Here is a 20,833-nt window from a genome sequence, read left to right on the forward strand (position 1 = left end):
GCCTGTTTTCAAGGATTTTCCCCTTATGTTCGAACTCGATCACGACCTCGCCCAGGACATCGTCGACCGGGCCATGGCCATTTTGCCGTACAACGTCAACGTCATGGACAGCCAGGGCCTGATCCTCGGCAGCGGCGAACCGGAGCGGATCAACACCCGCCACGAAGGCGCGCAACTGGTGCTGGCCAACGGGCGGGTGGTGGAGATCGACGCGCAGACCGCCGTGCATCTGAAAGGCGTGCAGCCGGGGATCAATCTGCCGTTGCTGCTTGATCAGCGTTTGATCGGCGTACTCGGCATCACGGGCGAGCCCGAACAACTGCGCACTTACGCCGAACTGGTGCGCATGACCGCTGAAATGCTGGTGGGGCAGCGCAATCAGCAATCGGAGCAGCAATGGCGGCGGCAGCGTTGCGATGACTTGCTTGCGCTGCTGTTGAGTGAAGCAGGGGATTCGCCGCGTTTGGTGGATGAAGCCCAGCAACTCGGGCTCAAACCGCAACTGACGCGGGTGCCGTATCTGTTTGAGCTGGGACTTGAACACGGACCGGGGCAAACCGTCGAGGCGCTGAGTGCGTGGCTTATGTCGCGCTATCCGGACAGTTGGTGCGTGAGTTCGGCCAATTCGTCGCTGCTCTGGTGCCGGCCGGCGAGTCAAAACGTCGAGCATGATCGCCTGCTGGAAAAACTCGATGGCCTGGGCTGGAACATCCTGCGCATCGCCGTCGGTGGACAGGCCGATGGACTGGCCGGGTTGCGCCGTTGCTATCGACGGGTCGGCGATTTGCTCGCCTATGGCCGCGAAGTACTGCCGCACTCACGATTGCTGACCCTCAATCGCTATCGCTTGCCGGTGATGCTCTGGCGTCATCGCAATGATGATGCGCTGGACGAATTGCTCAAACCATTGCGCAAGGTCATCGCCAAGGACAGCAACGGCCAGTTGCTCGCGACTCTGCGCACTTGGTGCGATCACGACGGGCAGAGCCAGGCCTGCGCCGATGCGTTGGGCATTCACCGCAACAGCCTGCGTTACCGGATGGAGCGGATTGCCGAGCTGAGCGGGGTCGATCCGTTGAAGCTCGACGGCATGTTGGCGCTGTATCTCGGGGTGCAATTGCTACCGCAGACCGACGATTTGTCGAAATGAACAATAAACGCCTGCGCCACTTGTGCAGCGGACAGGCGTCAACGGGCAAGGCGACTGGCAGCATGAGGGGCATTGGAACTGGAGAATTCGCATGAAAATCGTCATCGCCCCCGATTCGTTCAAGGACAGCCTGAGTGCCCAAGGCGTTGCAGAAGCCATCGCGCTGGGCCTGGCGCAGGTCTGGCCGCAGGCGACGCTGGTCAAATGCCCGATGGCCGACGGTGGCGAAGGGACGGTGGAGTCGATTCTCGATGCCTGCGAAGGCGAACTGCGCCGCACTCGTGTGCGTGGCCCGTTGGGCGCGGCGGTCGAAGCCGCGTGGGGGTGGTTGCCGCACAACCACACCGCAATCATCGAAATGGCCGAGGCCAGCGGCCTGCAACTGGTGCCGCCGGGGCAGCGTGACGCGTGTATCAGCAGCACGCTCGGCACCGGAGAATTGATCCGTGCGGCGCTCGATGCCGGCGCACAACGCGTGATTCTGGCCATCGGCGGCAGCGCTACCAACGACGGCGGCGCCGGCGCGATGCAGGCGCTGGGCTTGAAACTGCTGGATGCTCAAGGGCAATCACTGGTGCCGGGTGGTCTGGCGCTGGCGCAACTCGCACGACTGGACCTCAGCGAACTCGACCCGCGTCTGGCACAGGTGCGTTTCGACATCGCCGCCGACGTCAACAATCCGCTGTGCGGCCCTCATGGCGCCTCGGCGATTTTCGGCCCGCAGAAAGGCGCATCACCGGCGCAGGTGCAGCAACTGGATCAAGCCCTCGGTCACTTTGCCGAACTCTGCGCGCAAGCGTTGGGCAAGGATGTTCGGGACGAGCCGGGCAGCGGTGCGGCGGGTGGACTGGGCTTTGCGGCCAAGGCATTTCTCGGCGCACGGTTCCAGGCCGGGGTTGAAGTGGTCGCGGAACTGGTCGGGCTGGCCGACGCAGTAAACGGTGCTGATCTGGTGATCACCGGCGAAGGGCGCTTCGATGCCCAGACGCTGCGCGGCAAAACCCCGTTCGGCGTGGCGCGGATCGCCAAGCAATACGGCGTACCGGTGATCGTCATTGCCGGGACTTTGGGCGAGGGCTATCAGGCTCTTTACGATCACGGTATCGATGCAGCATTCGCTGTCACCAGCGGCCCGATGACCCTCGAACAAGCCTGCGCCGAAGCACCACGCCTGTTGCGTGAACGCGCCACCGATATTGCCCGCGTCTGGCGCATGGCGACTCCGGCCTGACCTGTCACCCATCATCCAAAACGCCGGGTGTTTCAATCGCGAAACACTCGCAATCATTTGAAAAATATTTACTCTTGACCTGAAAAAATCCTCAAGCCTGGCCGATATAAGGATCAGGCGCGCACAAGACTTCAACAAACTGTGGCGCCGGACTGTAGCCCGCCCTCGCGGGCCAGTGATTACGGCATGGATGCTCTTAGCTTCGACTTTCCGAGAGCCTTCCTATGTCCTTGCGTAATCTGAATATCGCGCCCCGTGCCTTCCTCGGTTTTGCCTTTATTGCCCTGTTGGTGATCGTGCTCGGCGTGTTCGCCGTCAACCGCATGTCGGTCATCCGCCAGGCGTCCATCGAGATGCAGACCAATCAGTTACCCAGCGTGGCTTATCTGGGGGTCGTGACGGAAAACGTCTTGCGTATGCGGATCCTGTCGTTCCGCGTTCTGGTTAACCGTGAGGCGGCCGGTCTGCAAGAGGCGCAAACCCGCATTGGCGTGTTAGTGGACAAGGTGCGCAGTGCTCAGGCCGCCTACGCCGCGTTGCCGGCAGAGAGCGAAGAGCGTGCGCAATATCAAGCGTTCGCCACGACGCTGGACAACTACCTGCAAGCCCAGAACCAGATGATGGAGCTGTCCCGTCAGGACAAGCTTGATGAAATGCGTACCCTGATCAACACAAAGATCAAGGACGGCACCGACCAGATGGGCGAACAGCTCAACAAACTGATTGCGATCAACGCCGCCGGTGCAAAGGAAGCCTCCATTCAGGCCGGTGAACATTACGACAGCGCCATCACCGGCGTCGTCATCGTGTCGATCATCGCTGCGGTGGCCACGGTGCTGCTGGCCTTGATGCTGACCCGCAGCATCGTTACCCCGTTGAATCGCGCCGTGACAGCGGCACAAACCATTGCCGGCGGCAATCTGACCAAAACCATTGAAGTCGACGGCAAGGACGAACCGGCGCGCCTGCTCGAAGCGCTGGCCGAGATGCAGGCCAACCTGCGCAAGACCATCGAACAGATTGCCGGCTCCGCCACGCAACTGGGCGCCGCCGCCGAAGAACTCAGCGCCGTGACCGAAGAAGCGTCCCGTGGCCTGCAACAACAGAACGATGAAATCGAACAGGCCGCCACCGCCGTCAACGAAATGACCGCTGCGGTGGAAGAGGTGGCACGCAATGCGGTGTCGACCTCCGAAGCTTCGAACCAGTCGTCCCACGCCGCCCGAGAAGGTCGCGACCAAGTGGTGAAAACCGTTGACGCGATCCAGACCATGACCCACGACGTGCAGAACACCGCGCAAATGATCGAAGGCCTGGCTGCTCAGGGCCGTGACATCGGCAAGGTGCTGGACGTGATTCGCGCCATCGCCGAACAGACCAACCTGCTGGCGCTCAACGCCGCCATCGAAGCGGCCCGTGCCGGTGAAGCCGGGCGTGGTTTCGCCGTGGTGGCGGACGAAGTTCGTGCCCTGGCACATCGCACCGCGCAATCGACCCAGGAAATCGAAAAAATGGTTGCCGGTATTCAGAACGGTACTGGCGAAGCGGTGGAGTCGATGCAGCAAAGCAACCAGCGCACCCACACAACGCTGGAAATGGCCCGTGCCGCCGGCATCGCGCTGGAGCAAATCACGCAATCGATTCACCAGATCAACGAGCGCAATCTGGTGATTGCCAGCGCATCTGAAGAGCAGGCGCAGGTGTCTCGTGAGGTGGATCGTAATCTGGTGAACATCCGCGATCTGGCCACACAATCGGCCGCCGGCGCCAACCAGACCAGCGCCGCGACTCACGAACTGTCGCGTCTGGCGGTGGATTTGAATGCGATGGTGGCGCGGTTTGTGATTTGACCTAGGGTGAAGGCTGGAGACCGCGCAATCAGGAGACGTACATGCGCTATTCAGCCTTGACCCAACGAATCGCCGGGGAGGGAGCAGCGGCCTGGCGGATTCACGACCGAGCGCTGGAGTTACGCGCCGAGGGCATTGATGTCTTGCTGCTGTCCGTGGGTGATCCTGATTTCGATACGCCGCTGCCGATCATCCACGGCGCCATCGACAGCCTGCTGGCGGGCGATACCCATTATTCCGAAGTGCGCGGCCGGCTGGAGCTGCGCAAACGGATCGCCGAGCGCCATCGGCGAAAAAGCGGCCAGGACGTGGACGCTGACCATGTGATTGTTCTGCCCGGCGCGCAATGCGCCGTGTATTCGGTGGCGCAATGTCTGCTGGATCCGGGCGATGAAGTCATCGTCGCCGAGCCGATGTACGTGACTTATGAAGGCGTGTTCGGTGCTTGCGGCGCAACCGTGGTGCCGGTGCCGGTTCGCCCGGAAAACGGCTTTCGTGTCGATCCGGCGGATGTCGCAGCGCGAATCACCCCGAAGACTCGGGCCATGCTGCTCAACAGCCCCAACAATCCTTCCGGCGCCAGTCTGTCGCTGCTGATCTGGCAAGAGCTGGCAGCGCTGTGCATCCGTCATGACCTGTGGCTGATCAGCGATGAGGTCTACAGCGAATTGTTATACGAAGGCGAGCATGTCAGCCCGGCCAGCCTGCCGGGCATGGCCGAACGTACCGCGACTATCAACAGCCTGTCCAAATCCCACGCCATGACCGGTTGGCGAATCGGCTGGATGATCGGGCCCAAACCCTTGGCCGAACATTTGGTGAACCTGTCGCTGAGCATGTTGTTCGGTCTGCCGGATTTTGTGCAGAAAGCCGCGCAGGTGGCGCTGGAGAAGGATTTGCCGGAAGTGACGCAGATGCGCGAGGAATACCGTTTGCGCCGGGATCTGGTGTGCGAGCGGTTGCGCAGCTGTCCGGGGTTGTACCCGATCAAGCCGGATGGCGGGATGTTCGTGATGGTCGATGTGCGTCAGACCGGGATCGGCGCGCAGGACTTTGCCGAGCGGTTGCTGGAGGGGTATGGGGTTTCGGTGCTGGCCGGTGAGGCGTTCGGGCCGAGTGCGGCGGGGCATATTCGCATCGGACTGGTGCTGGATCGGGTGAAACTGGCGGATGCGTGTTCAAGGATCGCGTTGTGCGCTGCGCAGCTTTTGCAAGTGCGCAGCGCCTGACCTCGATCAGCGTGGGGGATTTACCAGGTTGGCGGGCCTTTCACCCGCCAACGCCGCCAACAGATTCTCCACCGCACACCGCGCCATCGCTTCGCGCGTTTCATGGGTTGCCGAGCCCATGTGCGGCGTCGCCACGACGTTGTTCAACTGCAGCAACGGCGAATTGTGATTCAGCGGCTCGCGCTCGAACACATCCAGCCCCGCCGCGCGAATCCGGTTATGGCGCAAGGTTTCGATCATTGCCGCTTCGTCTACTACTTTGCCTCGGGAAATGTTGATGAAGATGCTTTCCGGGCGCATCAACGCGAACTGTTCTGCGCCGATCAAACCTTCAGTCTGTGCGGTCAGCGGCAGGGTCAGGCAGACGAAGTCCGCCTGCTGCAACAAATCCTCAAGGCTGCGGTACTGCGCATCGAAACGCTCTTCGACCACAGGTTTGCGCGATTGGCTGTGATAGATCACCGGCATCCCGAACCCGAAATGCCCACGCTGCGCCAGCGCCTCGCCGATCCGACCCATGCCGATGATGCCCAGCGTCTTGCCGTGCACATCGGTGCCGAAATGCGCCGGGCCGATGCTGCGATGCCAGTGGCCGCCGCGCACCATGTTCGCCAGTTCAACCACGCGCCGGGCGGTGGCCAGAATCAGCGCGAATCCGGTGTCGGCCGTGGTTTCGGTGAGCACGTCCGGAGTGTTGGTCAGCAGGATCCGGCGCCGGGTCAGGTAGTCGATGTCATAGTTGTCGACGCCCACCGAGACGCTGGAAATCGCTTCGAGTTTCGGCGCCAGATCGAGCAGCACCGCGTCCAGTTTCAGACTCGCGCCGAGCAATCCGTGGGCACTTGGCAAAGCGTCGCGCAGTTTCATCAGACCGTCGGCGTCGAGACTGTCGATCAGCGTTACGTCGACCTTTTCCTCAAGTCGCGCCATCAACGCCGGCGAAAGCTTTTTGTACAACACAACCTGCTTTTTCATCGCAGTCATCTCTCTATCAATTCAGGAATGAGCCGGCAGCGGAGGCGGTGCGACACGCTTGGCCGTCACCCGGTCGCTCGCGCCGGGCTTGAGAAAAATCGTCAGCACCACCGAGAGCATCAGTGCGCCGCTCATCAACAGGTACGAAGCGCCGGGCGAACCGGTTGAGCTGTTCAGGTAACCGACCAGATACGAACCACCGAAAGAACCGAGGGCGCCCATGCTGTTGATCAGCGCCATGGCGCCACCGGCAACGTTGGCCGGCAGGATCTCCGGCACGATGGCGAAGAACGGGCCGTAAGGTGCGTACATGCAGGCGCCGGCGATCACCAGCAACGTGTACGACCACCAGAAGTGTTCCGCGCCCAAGGCGTAGGAGCCATAGAAAGCCACCGAAGCAATCAACAGTGGCGGCCAGACGAAGCGTTTGCGCTTTTGCAGTTTGTCCGAGCCCCAGGACACCAGCAGCATGCCGATCACTGCCGCGAGATAAGGCAACGCCGACAGCCAGCCGGCCTCGATCATGTCCATTTGCGCGCCGGCCTTGAGGATCGACGGCAGCCACAGCACGAAGCCGTAGACGCCGATGCTCCAGCAGAAGAATTGCAGCGCCAGAATGATCACCTTCGGCGAACGGAAGGCTTCGGCGTAGTTCTTCACCGCTTTGATCCCGACCTGTTCGGCGGCGAGAACGCTCTCAAGATCATGCTTTTCCTGGTCGCTGAGCCACTTGGCCTGGGCCGGACGATCATCGGCGAGCTTCCACCAGATGAATGCCCAGAGCACCGCCGGCAAGCCTTCGATGATGAACATCCAGCGCCAGCTGAAATGCTGCACCAGATAACCCGAAACCACCGACATCCAGAGCATGGTCACCGGGTTGCCGAGGATCAGAAACGTGTTGGCCCTTGAGCGTTCGGCGCGGGTGAACCAGTGGCACAGGTACACCAGCATCGCCGGCATTACCGCCGCTTCGACCACGCCGAGCATGAAGCGGATCACGATCAGCCAATAGGCGTTGGAGACCACACCGGTCAGCGTGGCGAGCCCGCCCCAGAGGATCAGGCTGACGAAGATCAGTTTCTTCACGCTGTGCTTTTGCGCGTAGATCGCTCCGGGCACCTGGAAGAAAAAGTACCCGAGGAAGAACAGCGCGCCGAGCAGCGAGGACAGGCCCGGGGTGATCATCAGGTCTGCGGCCATTCCGGAGGCGGCGGCGAAACCGTAATTGGCGCGGTCCAGGTACGCCAGGCTGTAGGTGATGAACACGATCGGCATGATGTACCACCAGCGGCGGGTGGCGAGGGTTGCGGTTTTCATGGTCTTGCTCCTGAGCTTGTTGTTTTTGTCGCAGCAGGTTCAATGAATCGGTTGTCGCGTGTGCTCACGCGGCAGCGTGGGATGAATCAGCAGAAAGTTCGGATCGGGTCGGCAAACCCTCCATGTCACCACGGCTCTGCACCGCCCGGCTGCCGATCCAGTTGGCGCGTCTGACCGCCTCGGGAAAACTCTGATGCTCCAGCAGGGCGCTGATCATCCCCACCGCAAATCCATCGCCGGCGCCGACCGTATCGACCACGGTTTCGACCGGCACCCCGGCGACAAAACCCTGATCCAGATGTGTGCGGTAATACGCGCCTTGCGGCCCGAGCTTGATCGCCACGGCTTCGGCACCCTGATCGAGATAGAACGCAGCGATATCCGCCGGGTCTTCAAACCCGGTCAGCAAGCGGCCTTCACTCAACCCCGGCAACACCCAGTGGGCGAGGGCGGCGAGGCGGTTGATCTCGGTGATCATCTCCCGCTCGCTGGCCCACAGGCTCGGGCGCAGGTTCGGGTCGAACGACACGCTGCGCCCGGCGTTGCGCATGCGGGTCATCAGTTCACGGGACATTTCCCGGGCGGATGCGGACAGCGCCGGGGGAATGCCGGTGGCGTGCAGATGTCGGGCGCTGAGCAGCGTCGGGGTGATCGACTGCGGCGACAGGTGACTGGCCGCCGAGCCGCGACGGAAATACTCGACCGTCGGGTCGCTGCCGTCATCGTTGCGCGACTTGAGCTGGAAACCGGTCGGGTGCGCGTTGTCGACTTCGACATGGCTGCAGTCCAGTCCTTCGCGAACCAGGGTCTCGACTACAAATCGTCCCAGCGAATCGGCACCGACCCGACTCAGCCACGCAACGTTGAAACCCAACCGGGACAAACCGATGGCGACATTGCTGTCCGCCCCGGCAATGCGCCTGTGGAACTGATCGACGAAGGCCAGATCACCGCTCTGTTCGGCGACAAACATGGCCATGGTTTCGCCGAACGACAGAATATCGATCTCAGACATGGGCAGGCTCCAGACGGGATTGGCCGAGGCGGGCGAGGGCGACGACGTGTTCGGTGGTCAACTGCACCAGGTCCTCGCCCTGCAACGGGTATTCGGCGGCGCGCATAACGCCTTGGGCCATGTGCCGCAGCAGTTGTTCCCACAGATGCAGGTCCGTCGCGGCCGGTGGCACGGCCACCAGTTTGCCGTCGGCACGGCGGGCTACGGTTTTGCAATGCACGTAGCCGACGTGGCGGCCCAGCAGTCGAGCGGCACTGGTGGCGGACTGGTCTTGCCACTGCCAGTTGCCGATGTCGAAGGTCATCTTGATCGGCAGGTTGTGCTGCTCGACGGCGGCGAAGAAGCGCTGGAACGGCTCGATGCGACCGCCGTGCAGGGTCTGGTCGTTTTCTACCAAAAGCTGAACAGGACTTTGCGCAAGGATTTGCGCCAAGGCTTGCAGATCACCGTTGTCGGTGAAGAATCCAAGGGAAACCTTCAGCCACTTCGAACCGAACGCTTCGGCGTTTTGCAGCGCGGTGATGAGTTCGGGATTGGGCCGCGACTGACCGGCCAGCCACAGCTCGGTGGGCGAGGAATAGATGCTTTGCAGGCCTTGAGCGTGGGCGGCAGCAGCAAGTTGTGCGGGTACTTCGTTGGTCAGCAGTTCTTCGCGCCATTCGATGCGATTGGCGCCGGCGGCGGCCAGCACTTCGATGAATGAGCCTTGGCCGCGACGACGAACAAGGTCGGCGCCGTAGCTGGAGAGGCTGATGGAAATGGCAGGTTTATTCATTGTTATCTACCTCTGAAACCGGTTTCATTTTTGTTCAAAAAAATTTTTGGGTGGCCCCGTAGGGCCTTATTCCGCCTTATTGCGCGTTGAGCCGCGCTCGATCAGCACCGGCGCAAAATCCAGCGTCCGCGTCACCTCGGTATCCCCACGCAACCGCTTGAGCAAACACTCAAACGCCCGCGCCCCAATCTCCTCTGTAGGCTGTGCAAGGGCAGTAATCCCGCTGCCCACCAATGGATACCAATCCAGGTCATCCAGCGCGATCAACCCGACATCCTCGAACAACCGGCAGCCAATCTCACGTAAAGCCAGGGTGCAGGCCAGCGCCGCCACGCCATTGGCGCAGAACAGGGCCTTCGGGCCGTTTTCAGGTGTGTTCAAAAAGGTTTGAAGATCGTTCGCAAGGCGTGGGCCGGTTTCCAGTACTGCGCCACGCATGTCTTCGCGCTGGCCAACCTGCTGCTGAAAGCTGCTGACCCGCTCGATCCGCGAACTGGTCCCGTCATAGGGTTCAGTCACCAGCAGCACATCGCGATAGCCACGTTGCTGAAGATGTTCGAGCGCCATCTCGATGGCTTGCGGGTTGTTCAATCCGACCATGTCGCTGTCCAGCCCGTCGACCTTGCGATCCACCAGCACCAGCGGCATTTCCCGCTTCAACTCATCCAGTTCATCCCGGTGATGGCCCAGGGTGTTCACGATCAGCCCTTCGATGTTGTACGAGCGCAGCAGCGCCAGATGCTGGCGTTCCTGTTCGTCATCGCGGTCGGTGTTGCACACCACCAGGCTGTAGCCGTGCCGGCGGCAGGCAGTTTCCACCCCGTGCATCACGGCAATCGAATAAGGGTTGCGGATATCGGCCACCAGCATGCCGATCAGGCGCGTGCGGCCGCGTTTCAAACCACGGGCCATCTGATTGGGGCGATAGCCGAGTTCGGCGATCGCCTGCTCGATGCGCTGGGCAATGGCATCGGAGAGCAGGGCACGGTCATCGCCGATGAAGCGCGAGACGCTGGCCTTGGACACGCCCGCGTGTTCGGCGACGTTGAGCATAGTCACGCGGCTGCGCTGGGCGGCGGAGAAGTCGTTCACGGTCTGAAACCTTGTTATTGGATTTGTCAGGTCAGATCGCTGTATCTGGATCTGAAACCGGTTTCAGGAAACACCAGAAGAGAATCGATCGTCAAGAGAATGATCGGGAGAAATTCGTAAGTCGCCGACAAATGGCGTTTCGCAGGGAGCCGCTGACGTCAGCCGAACAACCCGGCGGCGATGTTGATCGAAAACCCGAGGATGGCGGTGTTGAATACAAACCCGATCAACGACTGCGCCAGCACAATCTTGCGTATCTCACGAGTCGCAACGCCCACATCCGCCGTCTGCACAGCCACGCCGATGGTGAACGAGAAGTACAGAAAGTCCCAGTAGTTGGGTGTCGTCAGGCCTTCGGCAAAACGCAGTGCCGGTTCCTTGCCATCCCAGGTGTAAAACAGCCGGGCGTAGTGGACGCAGAAAATCACCCCGATCAGCAGCCACGAACCGATGACGGTCAGTGCGGTAAAACCGTAGTGCAAGAGTTTGCGGGTGGTTTCCAGGTCCTTGCTGCCAGCCAGCTCGACGGTAATGGTCGCCAGGCTCGCCAACGCCGCGATGCAGACGACAAACAGCACCAGCCCGGCATTTTCATCCTCGACTTCGGCAATGCGTTTGACGTCCGGCGCTTTGGCGCGGATGGTCAGCCAAAGCATCAGGATCAGGTAAGTCCAGACCCCGGCATTCCAGCCGATGAGGATCTTGCTGATGACGGAATCGACGGGTGCCAGCAGGCCGACGGCAAGGCCGAACAGGGCGGCGGCGGAGAGGCGAGGATGGGTGCGAGCGAGGAAGCGCATGGGAACTCGATGGGCCAGGGTATGCAGACACCTTAGCCCAGCGCGGCGACCCGTGGCCACCGCGCCGGAAGCGGTCAATCAATCAGGCTTGGCAAACCTGCGCACAAGCTTGATCACGACAACGAAAAACACCGGCACAAAGATCACCGCGAGCGTCGCCGTAATCATCCCGCCAATCACCCCGGTACCAATCGCCTGCTGACTCGCCGAACTCGCGCCCGTGGCAATCGCCAGCGGTACCACGCCCAGAATGAACGCTAGCGAAGTCATGACAATCGGCCGCAACCGCAGACGCGCAGCTTGCAGCGTGGCGTCAATCAGATCGTGACCTTCGTCATACAGGCTCTTGGCAAACTCGATGATCAGGATCGCGTTTTTCGCCGACAATCCGATGATGGTGATCAGGCCGACCTTGAAGAACACGTCGTTGGGCATCCCACGCAAGGTCACTGCCAGCACTGCACCGAGTACACCCAGCGGCACAACGAGCAGCACCGAAGTCGGAATCGACCAGCTCTCGTACAAAGCCGCCAGACACAGGAACACGATCAACAGCGACAACCCGAGCAGGATTGGCGCCTGACTGCCGGACAAACGCTCCTGCAACGACAGCCCTGTCCATTCCTGACCCAGCCCTTTCGGCCCTTGGGCCACCAGCCGTTCGATCTCCGCCATGGCTTCGCCGGTGCTGTGACCGGGTTTCGGTTCGCCGGAAATCGAGATCGCCGGATAGCCGTTGTAGCGGGTCAGTTGCGCCGGGCCCTGAGTCCATGTGGCTCGGACGAACGCCGACAGTGGCACCATTTTTCCGGCGTCGTTGCGTACGTGCATTTTCAGCAAGTCATCGACCTGACTGCGGCGATCACCTTCAGCCTGCACGACAACCCGTTGCATCCGACCCTGATTGGGGAAGTCGTTGACGTACGAGGAGCCGATGGCGGTGGACAGCACGTTACCGACGTCGGCGAACGAAACTCCCAAGGCGTTGGCCTGCTTGCGGTCCACTTCCAGTTGCACTTGCGGTGCTTCGGCCAGCGCGCTTTCACGCACGTTCATCAGGATCGGGCTTTTCTCGGCGGCTTCCAGAAGTTGGGTGCGTGCCTCCATCAAAGTCGCATGACCGAGGCCACCGCGATCCTGCAGGCGGAACTCGAAACCGCTGGACGTACCGAGACCGTCCACCGGCGGCGGCAGCACGGCGAAAGCCACGGCATCCTTGATCTGACTCAGGGCGATGTTCGCACGGTCGGCAATCGAGCTCGCTGAATCGTCGCCGCCACGTTGCGACCAATCCTTGAGTGTGGTGAAGGCCAGCGCAGCGTTCTGCCCGCTGCCGGAGAAGCTGAAGCCGAGTATCACGGTGCTGTCGCCCACACCCGGTTCGCCGGCGTTGTGCGCTTCGATCTGCTCGACCACCTGCACCGTACGGTTCTTGCTCGCACCGGGTGGCAATTGAATGTCGGTGATGGTGTAACCCTGATCCTCGACCGGCAGGAACGAAGAGGGCAGGCGCGCGAAGCACAGGCCCAGACCCACCAGCAACACAACGTAGATCAGCAGATAACGACCGGTGCGTTTCAGCGCATAGCCGACCCAGTCCTGATAGCGATTCGTCAGCCACTCGAAGCGGCGGTTGAACCAGCCGAAGACCCCGTTTTTCTCGTGATGCTCACCTTTGGCGATTGGCTTGAGCAGCGTTGCGCACAACGCCGGGGTCAAGGTCAGGGCGAGGAACGCCGAGAACAGGATCGAAGTCGCCATCGACAGCGAGAACTGGCGATAGATGACGCCCACCGAGCCCTGCATGAATGCCATCGGAATGAACACGGCCACCAGCACCAGCGTGATGCCGATGATCGCGCCGGTAATCTGCCGCATCGCTTTGCGAGTCGCCTCTTTGGGCGACAGGCCTTCGGTGGCCATGATCCGTTCGACGTTCTCCACCACCACAATGGCGTCGTCCACCAGAATGCCGATCGCCAGCACCATACCGAACATGGTCAGCACGTTGATCGAGAACCCCAGCGCGAGCATGGTCGCGAAGGTGCCCATCAACGCCACCGGCACCACCAGCGTCGGGATCAGTGTGTAGCGGATGTTCTGCAGGAACAGGAACATCACCGCGAACACCAGCAACATGGCTTCGCCGAGGGTGTAGACCACTTTGGTGATCGAGACCTTCACGAATGGCGAAGTGTCGTAGGGAATCTTGTATTCCACGCCCGCCGGGAAATAACGCGACAGCTCATCCATCTTCGCCCGGATCAAAGTCGCGGTACTGAGGGCATTGGCGCCCGGTGCCAGTTGCACGCCGACGGCGGTGGACGGCTTGCCGTTCAGACGGGTGCCGAACTGGTATTCCTGACTGCCGATCTCGACCCGCGCCACATCCTTGATGCGCACGGTGGAACCGTCCGGATTGGCCTTGAGCACGATGTCGGCGAACTCTTCCGGCGTCGACAGTTGTCCCTTGACCAGAATCGTCGCGGTGATTTCCTGAGTGCTCGGGTTTGGCAGATCGCCAATGCTGCCCGCCGAGACCTGAGCGTTCTGCGCGACGATGGCGGCGTTGACATCAGCTGGCGTCAGGTTGAAACCGATCAGCTTCTGCGGGTCGACCCAGATCCGCATCGCCCGCTCGGCGCCATACAACTGGGCCTTGCCGACGCCGTCGATGCGTTTGATCTCGTTCATCACGTTGCGCGCCAGGTAATCGCTGAGCGCTACGTCGTCAAGTTTGCCGTCACTGGAGGTCAGGGTGATCAGCAGCAGGAAACCGGCGGAGACTTTCTCCACCTGCAAGCCTTGCTGATTGACCGCTTGCGGCAGGCGCGACTCGACCACTTTCAGGCGGTTTTGTACATCGACCTGCGCCAGTTCCGGGTTGGTGCCGGGCTGGAACGTCGCCTTGATCGTGGCGCTGCCGAGGCTGCTCTGCGATTCGAAATACAGCAGGTGATCGGCGCCGTTGAGCTCTTCCTCGATCAGGCTGACCACGCTCTCGTCGACGGTCTGCGCCGAGGCACCCGGGTACACGGCATAGATTTCGATCTGCGGCGGTGCGACATCGGGGTATTGCGCCACCGGCAATTGCGGGATGGCCAGCGCACCGGCCAACAGGATGAACAACGCGACGACCCAGGCGAACACCGGGCGGTCGATAAAGAACTGCGGCATAGAAGAGCGTCCTGCTTACTGACCAGAGGTCTGGGCAAGTGGAAGAGGGGTGTCGTCGATCTGCACCACTTCACCCGGACGGGCGTGCTGCAGGCCTTCGATGACAATGCGGTCGCCGGGCTTGAGACCGCCGGTGACGATCCAGCGGTCGTTCTGCACTGCGCCGAGTTGCACTGGCTGCTGGGCGACGCGCATCTGATCGTCGACGGTCAGCACCTGCGCCACACCGGCGCTGTCACGCTGTACCGCGCGTTGCGGCACGGTCAGACCGTGCTGGATCACGCCTTGCTCCAGACGCACGCGAACGTAGCTGCCGGGCAGCAGATCGAGATCCGGGTTGGGGAATTCGCTGCGCAGAATGATCTGCCCGGTGCCCGGATCGACCGTGATGTCGCTGAACAGCAATTTGCCCGGCAGCGGATAGAGGCTGCCGTCGTCCTGGATCAACGTGGCCTTGACCTGATCCTGGCCGACTTGTTGCAACTGGCCGGAACGGAAGGCCCGGCGCAGCTCATTCAGTTCACGGGTCGACTGGCTGAGGTCGGCATGGATCGGGTTCAGTTGCTGGATCAGCGCCATGGGCGTGGTTTCGTTCTGGCCGACCAGCGCGCCTTCGGTGACCAGCGCACGGCCGACTCGCCCGGAAATCGGCGCAGTGACGGTTGCGTAACCTAAGTTCAGTTTCGCCCGTTCGACGGCAGCCTTGTTGGCGGCGACGTCGGCGGCGGTCTGCCGGGCGTTGGCGCGGGCGTTGTCGTAGTCCTGAGCGCTGATGGCCTTGTCATCGATCAACTGGGCGTAGCGCTGTTCCTGCAGTTTTGCCTGGAACGCGTTGGCTTCGGCCTTGCGCAGGGCGGCTTCGGCGCTGTCCAGGTCAGCCTTGAGCGGTGCCGGATCAATGCGGAACAACACGTCGCCCTTTTTCACGTCGCTGCCTTCGCGATAGGTGCGTTGCAGCACCACGCCGGCGACCCGGGCGCGGACTTCGGCGATGCGCGGTGCGGCAATGCGCCCGCTCAGCTCGCTGCTGATCGACAGGGGACGCGCCTCAAGGGTTTCGACCCGCACGGTGGCCGGTGGCGCCTGTTCCTCAGTGCTCGAGGATTTACCACAGGCACTCAGCGTCAGCGCCAATGCGATCAGGCCGAGCCCGGCCAGCAGATTCTTCGACATGTACGACCCCCAATATTGATGTGCGCATCCTACGGACAGGCACCGAAGGTAGCGGTGAAGCTTTGTAGGTGCTGTGTGAAATTGTGTAAGGGTTTTGCTCTGGGACGAGTGAGGGCGTATATCCTTTACGCCTTGAAATTTATTGCGACATGACTGTCGCCACCGCTCGCTCTGGATCACCTCAATGCCCAACATCCTCCTGGTCGAAGACGACACCGCTCTCGCCGAACTGATTTCCAGCTATCTGGAACGCAACGGTTACTCCGTCAGCGTGATCGGTCGTGGCGACCATGTGCGCGAACGGGCGCGTCTAAACCCGCCGGACCTGGTGATTCTCGACCTGATGCTGCCGGGCCTCGACGGATTGCAGGTGTGTCGCCTGTTGCGCGCCGACTCGGCGACGCTGCCGATCCTGATGCTCACTGCCCGTGATGACAGCCACGATCAGGTGCTGGGCCTGGAAATGGGCGCCGACGATTACGTCACCAAACCTTGCGAGCCGCGAGTCCTGCTGGCGCGGGTGCGCACCTTGCTGCGGCGCAGCAGCCTCGGCGAGCCGATGACTGCCAACGACCGCATCCTGATGGGCAATCTGTGCATCGACCTGTCGGAACGCACTGTGACCTGGCGCGAACAACCGGTCGAGCTGTCCAGTGGCGAATACAACCTGCTGGTGGTGTTGGCCCGTCATGCCGGTGAAGTGTTGAGCCGCGACCAGATCCTGCAACGCCTGCGCGGTATAGAGTTCAATGGCACCGACCGTTCGGTGGATGTGGCGATTTCCAAACTGCGACGCAAGTTCGACGACCACGCGGGCGAAGCGCGCAAGATCAAGACCGTGTGGGGCAAGGGTTATCTGTTCAGCCGTTCCGAGTGGGAATGCTGAGTCGATGTTCAGAATCCTGTTTCGCCTGTATCTGGTGACGATCGTTTCCTACAGTGCGGCGATCTATCTGGTGCCGGATCTGGTGGTGATGGCGTTCAGGGATCGGTTCGTCACCTACAACCTCGATTATTCCCGTGGCCTGCAATCGTTGATCACCAAGCAGTTTCGCGCGGTGCCGCAGGATCAATGGCCGGCGGTTGCGGCGTCGATGGACAAGGATTTTCAGCCGCTGCACATCGTCCTCGCCCGCATCGATAACGCCGACTTCACCCCGATCGAACAAGAGCGCCTGCGTCGCGGCGAAAACGTGGTACGCATCGGTGACTGGGGCTGGCGCACGCTGGCGGTGACGCCGCTGAACGACCAGGTGGCCGTACAAATGGTGGTGCCACCGGATCCGATGGACGTGAATTTGCTGTACTGGAGCATCAACGTCCTGATCGGTGCGAGTTTGCTGGCGTGCCTGCTGCTCTGGCTGCGGCCGCACTGGCGTGATCTTGAGCGCCTGAAAGGCACCGCCGAGCGCTTCGGCAAAGGCCATTTGAGCGAACGTACGCAAATCGGCTCGAGTTCGAACATCGGCAGTCTGGCCAATGTGTTCGACACCATGGCCGGCGACATTGAAAACCTGCTCAATCAGCAGCGTGATCTGCTCAACGCGGTGTCCCACGAACTGCGTACGCCACTGACCCGACTGGATTTCGGCCTGGCGCTGGCGCTGTCCGATGATCTGCCGCAAACCAGTCGTGAACGCCTGCAAGGTCTGGTGGCGCACATTCGTGAACTGGATGAGCTGGTGCTGGAGTTGCTGTCCTACAGCCGCCTGCAAAATCCGGCGCGTTTGCCGGAACAGGTAGAAGTGTCGCTGGACGAGTTCATCGACAGTATTCTGGGCAGCGTCGACGAAGAGCTGGAATCCCCGGAAATCGTCATCGATGTATTGCTGCACAACCAACTGGAACGCTTCTCGCTGGACCCGCGCCTGACGGCCCGCGCAATTCAGAACCTGTTACGCAACGCCATGCGCTACTGTGAAAGGCGCATTCAGATCGGCGTGCAGGTTTGCCCGAAGGGCTGCGAGATCTGGGTGGATGACGATGGCATCGGTATTCCGGAAGATGAGCGGGAGCGGATTTTCGAACCGTTCTATCGACTGGACCGCAGCCGCGATCGGGCTACGGGCGGGTTTGGCCTGGGGCTGGCGATCAGTCGTCGTGCGCTGGAGGCGCAGGGCGGGACGTTGACGGTGGAAAGTTCGCCGTTGGGTGGTGCGCGGTTCAGGCTCTGGTTGCCAACGCCGACGTGATTTTGTTCCCACGCAGAGCGTGGGAACGATCATATAGCCGCAGTCAGAGCAGTTCAGTGGAGTGGATCAGCCCGACCCCGGCCACCTGCATCCGCTCGATCGCCGTCGCCAGCGAGCCATTCAAATCAATCGCCCGGCATGCATCCAGCACCACAAATGTATTGAACCCTGCCGCCCGTGCATCCAGCGCGGAGAACATCACGCAGAAATCCAGCGCCAGGCCGACCATGTACACCGTGTCGATGCCGCGTTCCTTCAGATAACCCGCCAGCCCCGTAGTGGTCGCCCGGTCCGCCTCCAGAAACGCCGAATAGCTGTCGATGTCCGGGTTGCAGCCCTTGCGGATGATCAATTGCGCATGGGGCAGGTTCAATTCCGGGTGGAGTTCGGCACCCCGGGTGGCCTGCACGCAATGATCCGGCCAGAGGGTCTGTTCGCCGTAGGGTAGTTGAATCACGTCGTAGGGCTTGTGGCCGGGATGACTGGAGGCGAACGACGCATGGCCTGCAGGGTGCCAGTCCTGTGCGATCACGACCTGTTTGAACTGACGAGCGAGATCGTTGACCAACGGCACTATCCGATCTCCCTCGGGCACCGGCAGTTGGCCGCCGGGAATGAAGTCGTTCTGTACATCGATGACCAGCAATGCACTACGAGGCGTGGTCGACATCGGTAATCCTTACTTGGAAAGTCACTGGTCCAGCATAGTACAGCGTGCTTCGTACGCTTGATCGGGCGCGCGCAATTCTTGATCATTTTCTTCGAGAAAACACCTGTCAGATATGACAGTTGTGGCCATCGCCGCAGAGGTATCTGATGTCGGCAACGCGATACTGCATTGATCAATCCCTTTCGATCTGCTGGCAAAGGACTGAAGACGATGGCCGTCCCTACACTCGTTCAACCTCATATTCCCGGTATGAAACAGCCAGTGTTCACAACGCCACCAGCCGATGCAGGTTTGCCGTTGGCGCTGACTCATCTCTATCCAGAGGGGGTCAAGGTTTTCATCGTCCCTCCAGCGGGTATGGTTGTGGATGACAGGCTTGTCTTGCGACTTGACGGTGTTGTAGTGGCAACTAAACCGATTTCCGCCGGAGAGGAAAACCAACGAGCGGACCTGTATGTTCCGGTGAAATTTTTGAAGGATGGGCCTAACACGCTGGACTACGGCCTGGAACGAGGCGGCGTCGAGATTGAAACTTCATGCCCGTTGCAGGTCTGGTTCCACCGTAACCGTCCGGGGCTGGTGGATCGTTTTCCCGAGGAGGAGGGGCATTCGGAGCTGAAGCTCAGCGTCGAGCCAGTGATACTCGATGAAGGCGTCAATCCCGAACGGGCACGGGAAGGCGTTGCTGCCACGCTTTCCTATCCGCTGATGAGACCTTTCGACAACGTGCAACTTGATTGCAACGGCGAGATCCTGACGCGGCTTGTGACCCAGGCCGACGTCGATAGCGGAGAGCCTTTGGTAATCTTGATCGATGAAGCGACCTTTATCAAAGCGGGCGACGCGGCGGATTTTTCGTTGAAGTTCACGGTGTGGGATTGTGTTGGTAATGGTCCGGACACCAACAATCCGTACTCGGTCGCATTATCTTTGTACGTCAATCTTTCGGGGCAATGGTACGACCCGCCGATTGTCAGTGAAGACCCTGCCGACGCCGAAGATGACCCCGATACGATCGACCTCAAAAAGCTTGCCGGCAGGTCCGCGACTGCGCAGGTGTATGTGTCAGGCAACTGGATGAAAGGTGACGACATTCATCTGGACTGCCGCTTTCAGGATGCGACCGGTGACGTGCAGTCATTGACGTTGATCAAGACCGTCACGATCAAGCCGTTCATGTACGCGTTCTCCATACCGAACGAGTCTCTGGTTGCTGCTTCGGGCGGCAAGGCGACATTTCGATACACCCGGGTAAGTGATGGTGTACCGCTGGATCGTTCCGAGACGTTGACCGTCCGCATCATTGGCGCCGCCACCAGTGAACTGCTACCTCCAACCCTCGTCGGGACCGGCTACAAGATTCATCCATTCGACTTTTCCAACGGTGTGACCGCTCGTGTCGAGTTCCTTGATGCCCAGGACGGCGATCAGGCTCGTCTGGTGGTCAACGGGGCTCCTGGGCTTGGTTCACCGGTGTTCAAGGCGGTCAACTTCAACAACAATCACCGTGCCAATTTTGTACTCAAGCCTGAAGTGCTTGCGGCCAATCACGGCCGAACGATGACACTGGGTTGGGAGTTGCTGCGGGCAGGAGGCTCGCAGCCATCGGGCGAGCGGGAGGTCACCGTCCACAGGATCGAAGACGCCGATTGGCGCTTGCCAACCCCGGGGTTGCCACAGGCTCTGGGTGATGAAATGCTCGATCTGGGCGCATTCAGCGGGCACGCTCAGGCATCCTGCAAATCGTGGCCGGCGATTGCTGTGGGGCAGCTACGCTGGTTTCGTCTATGCGGTGTCGGACACGATGACAAGGACTATGAGATCACGATCGCCGTGGGCGCTCCGGTCACGGAGCCTGAAACAACGGCCGGTCTGGACAATGCGCTGATGCGTGATCTGCTCCTGAATTTCAAACCGGGAACCCCCGCGATCCTGAAGCTGAGTGTGGCATTTGACGGTAAAAACGACGAACGCTCCGCCGTGGTTTTCAAAACCCGCGAGTATCAGGTCCTGAACCTGCCGACCGATGTATTGGAGGACTTTGAGCTGGCGCGCGCGCAAGTGGTGTCGAAGGGGGGGCGTCATGGAAACCGCCAACCTGCGAATCAGTTTTGTGTCGGGCAGTGGCGAGTGCGCGATCATGCCACGGTCCGATATCGGCCAATCGTTCTCCGGGCGGGTTGA

The 20,833-nt window shown here is 61.0% G+C and carries 16 protein-coding genes; 7 read left to right on the plus strand and 9 right to left on the minus strand.

Going from position 1 to position 20,833, the window contains the following annotated elements; translation table 11 throughout:
* Nucleotides 1-25 precede the first annotated feature (25 nt).
* From NH234_RS14525 to NH234_RS14540, 4 genes are all read left to right on the plus strand, one after another.
* The gene (locus NH234_RS14525) at nt 26-1,150 is read left to right on the plus strand and encodes a sugar diacid recognition domain-containing protein (RefSeq protein WP_085730819.1); all 1,125 of its coding nucleotides are present in this window, start codon (nt 26-28) and stop codon (nt 1,148-1,150) included.
* A 91-nt stretch (nt 1,151-1,241) separates the two neighbouring features.
* Nucleotides 1,242-2,381, plus strand: a complete 1,140-nt coding sequence (locus NH234_RS14530; RefSeq protein ID WP_367253163.1) for a glycerate kinase — start codon at nt 1,242-1,244, stop codon at nt 2,379-2,381.
* 224 nt (nt 2,382-2,605) lie between these two features.
* The gene (locus tag NH234_RS14535; protein WP_367253165.1) at nt 2,606-4,231 is read left to right on the plus strand and encodes a methyl-accepting chemotaxis protein; all 1,626 of its coding nucleotides are present in this window, start codon (nt 2,606-2,608) and stop codon (nt 4,229-4,231) included.
* Nucleotides 4,232-4,272: 41 nt separating this feature from the next.
* On the plus strand, nt 4,273-5,460 hold the full coding sequence (locus NH234_RS14540; protein WP_367253167.1) for a pyridoxal phosphate-dependent aminotransferase: 1,188 nt from the start codon (nt 4,273-4,275) through the stop codon (nt 5,458-5,460).
* Between the two features lie 6 nt (nt 5,461-5,466).
* Here the strand turns inward: NH234_RS14540 and NH234_RS14545 are convergent, their stop codons facing one another.
* From NH234_RS14545 to NH234_RS14580, 8 genes are all read right to left on the minus strand, one after another.
* Complete coding sequence (locus NH234_RS14545) at nt 5,467-6,435, minus strand: 2-hydroxyacid dehydrogenase (RefSeq protein ID WP_367253169.1); 969 nt, start codon at nt 6,433-6,435, stop codon at nt 5,467-5,469.
* Between the two features lie 21 nt (nt 6,436-6,456).
* Entirely contained in the window at nt 6,457-7,755 is a 1,299-nt protein-coding gene (locus tag NH234_RS14550; RefSeq protein ID WP_085730823.1) for an MFS transporter, read from the minus strand.
* 64 nt (nt 7,756-7,819) lie between these two features.
* Nucleotides 7,820-8,770, minus strand: a complete 951-nt coding sequence (locus NH234_RS14555; RefSeq protein ID WP_367253171.1) for a sugar kinase — start codon at nt 8,768-8,770, stop codon at nt 7,820-7,822.
* The gene (locus NH234_RS14560; protein WP_367253173.1) at nt 8,763-9,545 is read right to left on the minus strand and encodes a TIM barrel protein; all 783 of its coding nucleotides are present in this window, start codon (nt 9,543-9,545) and stop codon (nt 8,763-8,765) included. Before NH234_RS14560 ends, NH234_RS14555 begins: the two co-directional genes overlap by 8 nt.
* Nucleotides 9,546-9,611: 66 nt before the next feature.
* Nucleotides 9,612-10,637 (minus strand): LacI family DNA-binding transcriptional regulator, encoded by a 1,026-nt coding sequence (locus NH234_RS14565; protein WP_367253175.1) that lies wholly within the window; start codon nt 10,635-10,637, stop codon nt 9,612-9,614.
* A gap of 158 nt (nt 10,638-10,795) precedes the next feature.
* Nucleotides 10,796-11,437, minus strand: a complete 642-nt coding sequence (locus tag NH234_RS14570; RefSeq protein ID WP_085730827.1) for a DUF1345 domain-containing protein — start codon at nt 11,435-11,437, stop codon at nt 10,796-10,798.
* 78 nt (nt 11,438-11,515) lie between these two features.
* A complete protein-coding gene (locus NH234_RS14575) occupies nt 11,516-14,614 on the minus strand; it encodes a multidrug efflux RND transporter permease subunit (protein WP_367253177.1) in 3,099 nt (1,032 codons plus the stop codon).
* A 15-nt stretch (nt 14,615-14,629) separates the two neighbouring features.
* Nucleotides 14,630-15,787: an efflux RND transporter periplasmic adaptor subunit gene (locus NH234_RS14580; protein ID WP_367253179.1), complete on the minus strand. Its 1,158-nt coding sequence runs from the start codon at nt 15,785-15,787 to the stop codon at nt 14,630-14,632.
* Between the two features lie 184 nt (nt 15,788-15,971).
* Here NH234_RS14580 and NH234_RS14585 point away from each other — a divergent pair, with 184 nt between their 5' ends.
* Together NH234_RS14585 and NH234_RS14590 are read left to right on the plus strand one after the other, a co-directional pair.
* Nucleotides 15,972-16,673 (plus strand): response regulator transcription factor, encoded by a 702-nt coding sequence (locus NH234_RS14585; protein WP_007960391.1) that lies wholly within the window; start codon nt 15,972-15,974, stop codon nt 16,671-16,673.
* Nucleotides 16,674-16,677: 4 nt separating this feature from the next.
* Complete coding sequence (locus tag NH234_RS14590; RefSeq protein WP_367253180.1) at nt 16,678-17,979, plus strand: ATP-binding protein; 1,302 nt, start codon at nt 16,678-16,680, stop codon at nt 17,977-17,979.
* Between the two features lie 43 nt (nt 17,980-18,022).
* Here the strand turns inward: NH234_RS14590 and pncA are convergent, their stop codons facing one another.
* A complete protein-coding gene (gene pncA / locus NH234_RS14595; protein WP_367253181.1) occupies nt 18,023-18,649 on the minus strand; it encodes a bifunctional nicotinamidase/pyrazinamidase in 627 nt (208 codons plus the stop codon).
* A 210-nt stretch (nt 18,650-18,859) separates the two neighbouring features.
* Between pncA and NH234_RS14600 the strand changes: the two genes are divergently transcribed.
* On the plus strand, nt 18,860-20,833 hold the full coding sequence (locus NH234_RS14600; protein ID WP_367253182.1) for a hypothetical protein: 1,974 nt from the start codon (nt 18,860-18,862) through the stop codon (nt 20,831-20,833).

The sequence above is a fragment of the Pseudomonas sp. stari2 genome (genome assembly GCF_040760005.1).
Lineage (GTDB): Bacteria > Pseudomonadota > Gammaproteobacteria > Pseudomonadales > Pseudomonadaceae > Aquipseudomonas.

What these genes read in the sequence shown, in the direction of transcription:
- NH234_RS14580 (WP_367253179.1), bottom strand. Translation starts at nt 15,787, where the DNA reads ATGTCGAAGAATCTGCTGGCCGGGCTCGGCCTGATCGCATTGGCGCTG.
- NH234_RS14555 (WP_367253171.1), bottom strand. Translation starts at nt 8,770, where the DNA reads ATGTCTGAGATCGATATTCTGTCGTTCGGCGAAACCATGGCCATGTTT.
- NH234_RS14570 (WP_085730827.1), bottom strand. Translation starts at nt 11,437, where the DNA reads ATGCGCTTCCTCGCTCGCACCCATCCTCGCCTCTCCGCCGCCGCCCTG.
- NH234_RS14535 (WP_367253165.1), top strand. Translation starts at nt 2,606, where the DNA reads ATGTCCTTGCGTAATCTGAATATCGCGCCCCGTGCCTTCCTCGGTTTT.
- pncA (WP_367253181.1), bottom strand. Translation starts at nt 18,649, where the DNA reads ATGTCGACCACGCCTCGTAGTGCATTGCTGGTCATCGATGTACAGAAC.
- NH234_RS14560 (WP_367253173.1), bottom strand. Translation starts at nt 9,545, where the DNA reads ATGAATAAACCTGCCATTTCCATCAGCCTCTCCAGCTACGGCGCCGAC.
- NH234_RS14590 (WP_367253180.1), top strand. Translation starts at nt 16,678, where the DNA reads ATGTTCAGAATCCTGTTTCGCCTGTATCTGGTGACGATCGTTTCCTAC.
- NH234_RS14530 (WP_367253163.1), top strand. Translation starts at nt 1,242, where the DNA reads ATGAAAATCGTCATCGCCCCCGATTCGTTCAAGGACAGCCTGAGTGCC.
- NH234_RS14585 (WP_007960391.1), top strand. Translation starts at nt 15,972, where the DNA reads ATGCCCAACATCCTCCTGGTCGAAGACGACACCGCTCTCGCCGAACTG.
- NH234_RS14600 (WP_367253182.1), top strand. Translation starts at nt 18,860, where the DNA reads ATGGCCGTCCCTACACTCGTTCAACCTCATATTCCCGGTATGAAACAG.
- NH234_RS14550 (WP_085730823.1), bottom strand. Translation starts at nt 7,755, where the DNA reads ATGAAAACCGCAACCCTCGCCACCCGCCGCTGGTGGTACATCATGCCG.
- NH234_RS14545 (WP_367253169.1), bottom strand. Translation starts at nt 6,435, where the DNA reads ATGAAAAAGCAGGTTGTGTTGTACAAAAAGCTTTCGCCGGCGTTGATG.
- NH234_RS14525 (WP_085730819.1), top strand. Translation starts at nt 26, where the DNA reads ATGTTCGAACTCGATCACGACCTCGCCCAGGACATCGTCGACCGGGCC.
- NH234_RS14575 (WP_367253177.1), bottom strand. Translation starts at nt 14,614, where the DNA reads ATGCCGCAGTTCTTTATCGACCGCCCGGTGTTCGCCTGGGTCGTCGCG.
- NH234_RS14540 (WP_367253167.1), top strand. Translation starts at nt 4,273, where the DNA reads ATGCGCTATTCAGCCTTGACCCAACGAATCGCCGGGGAGGGAGCAGCG.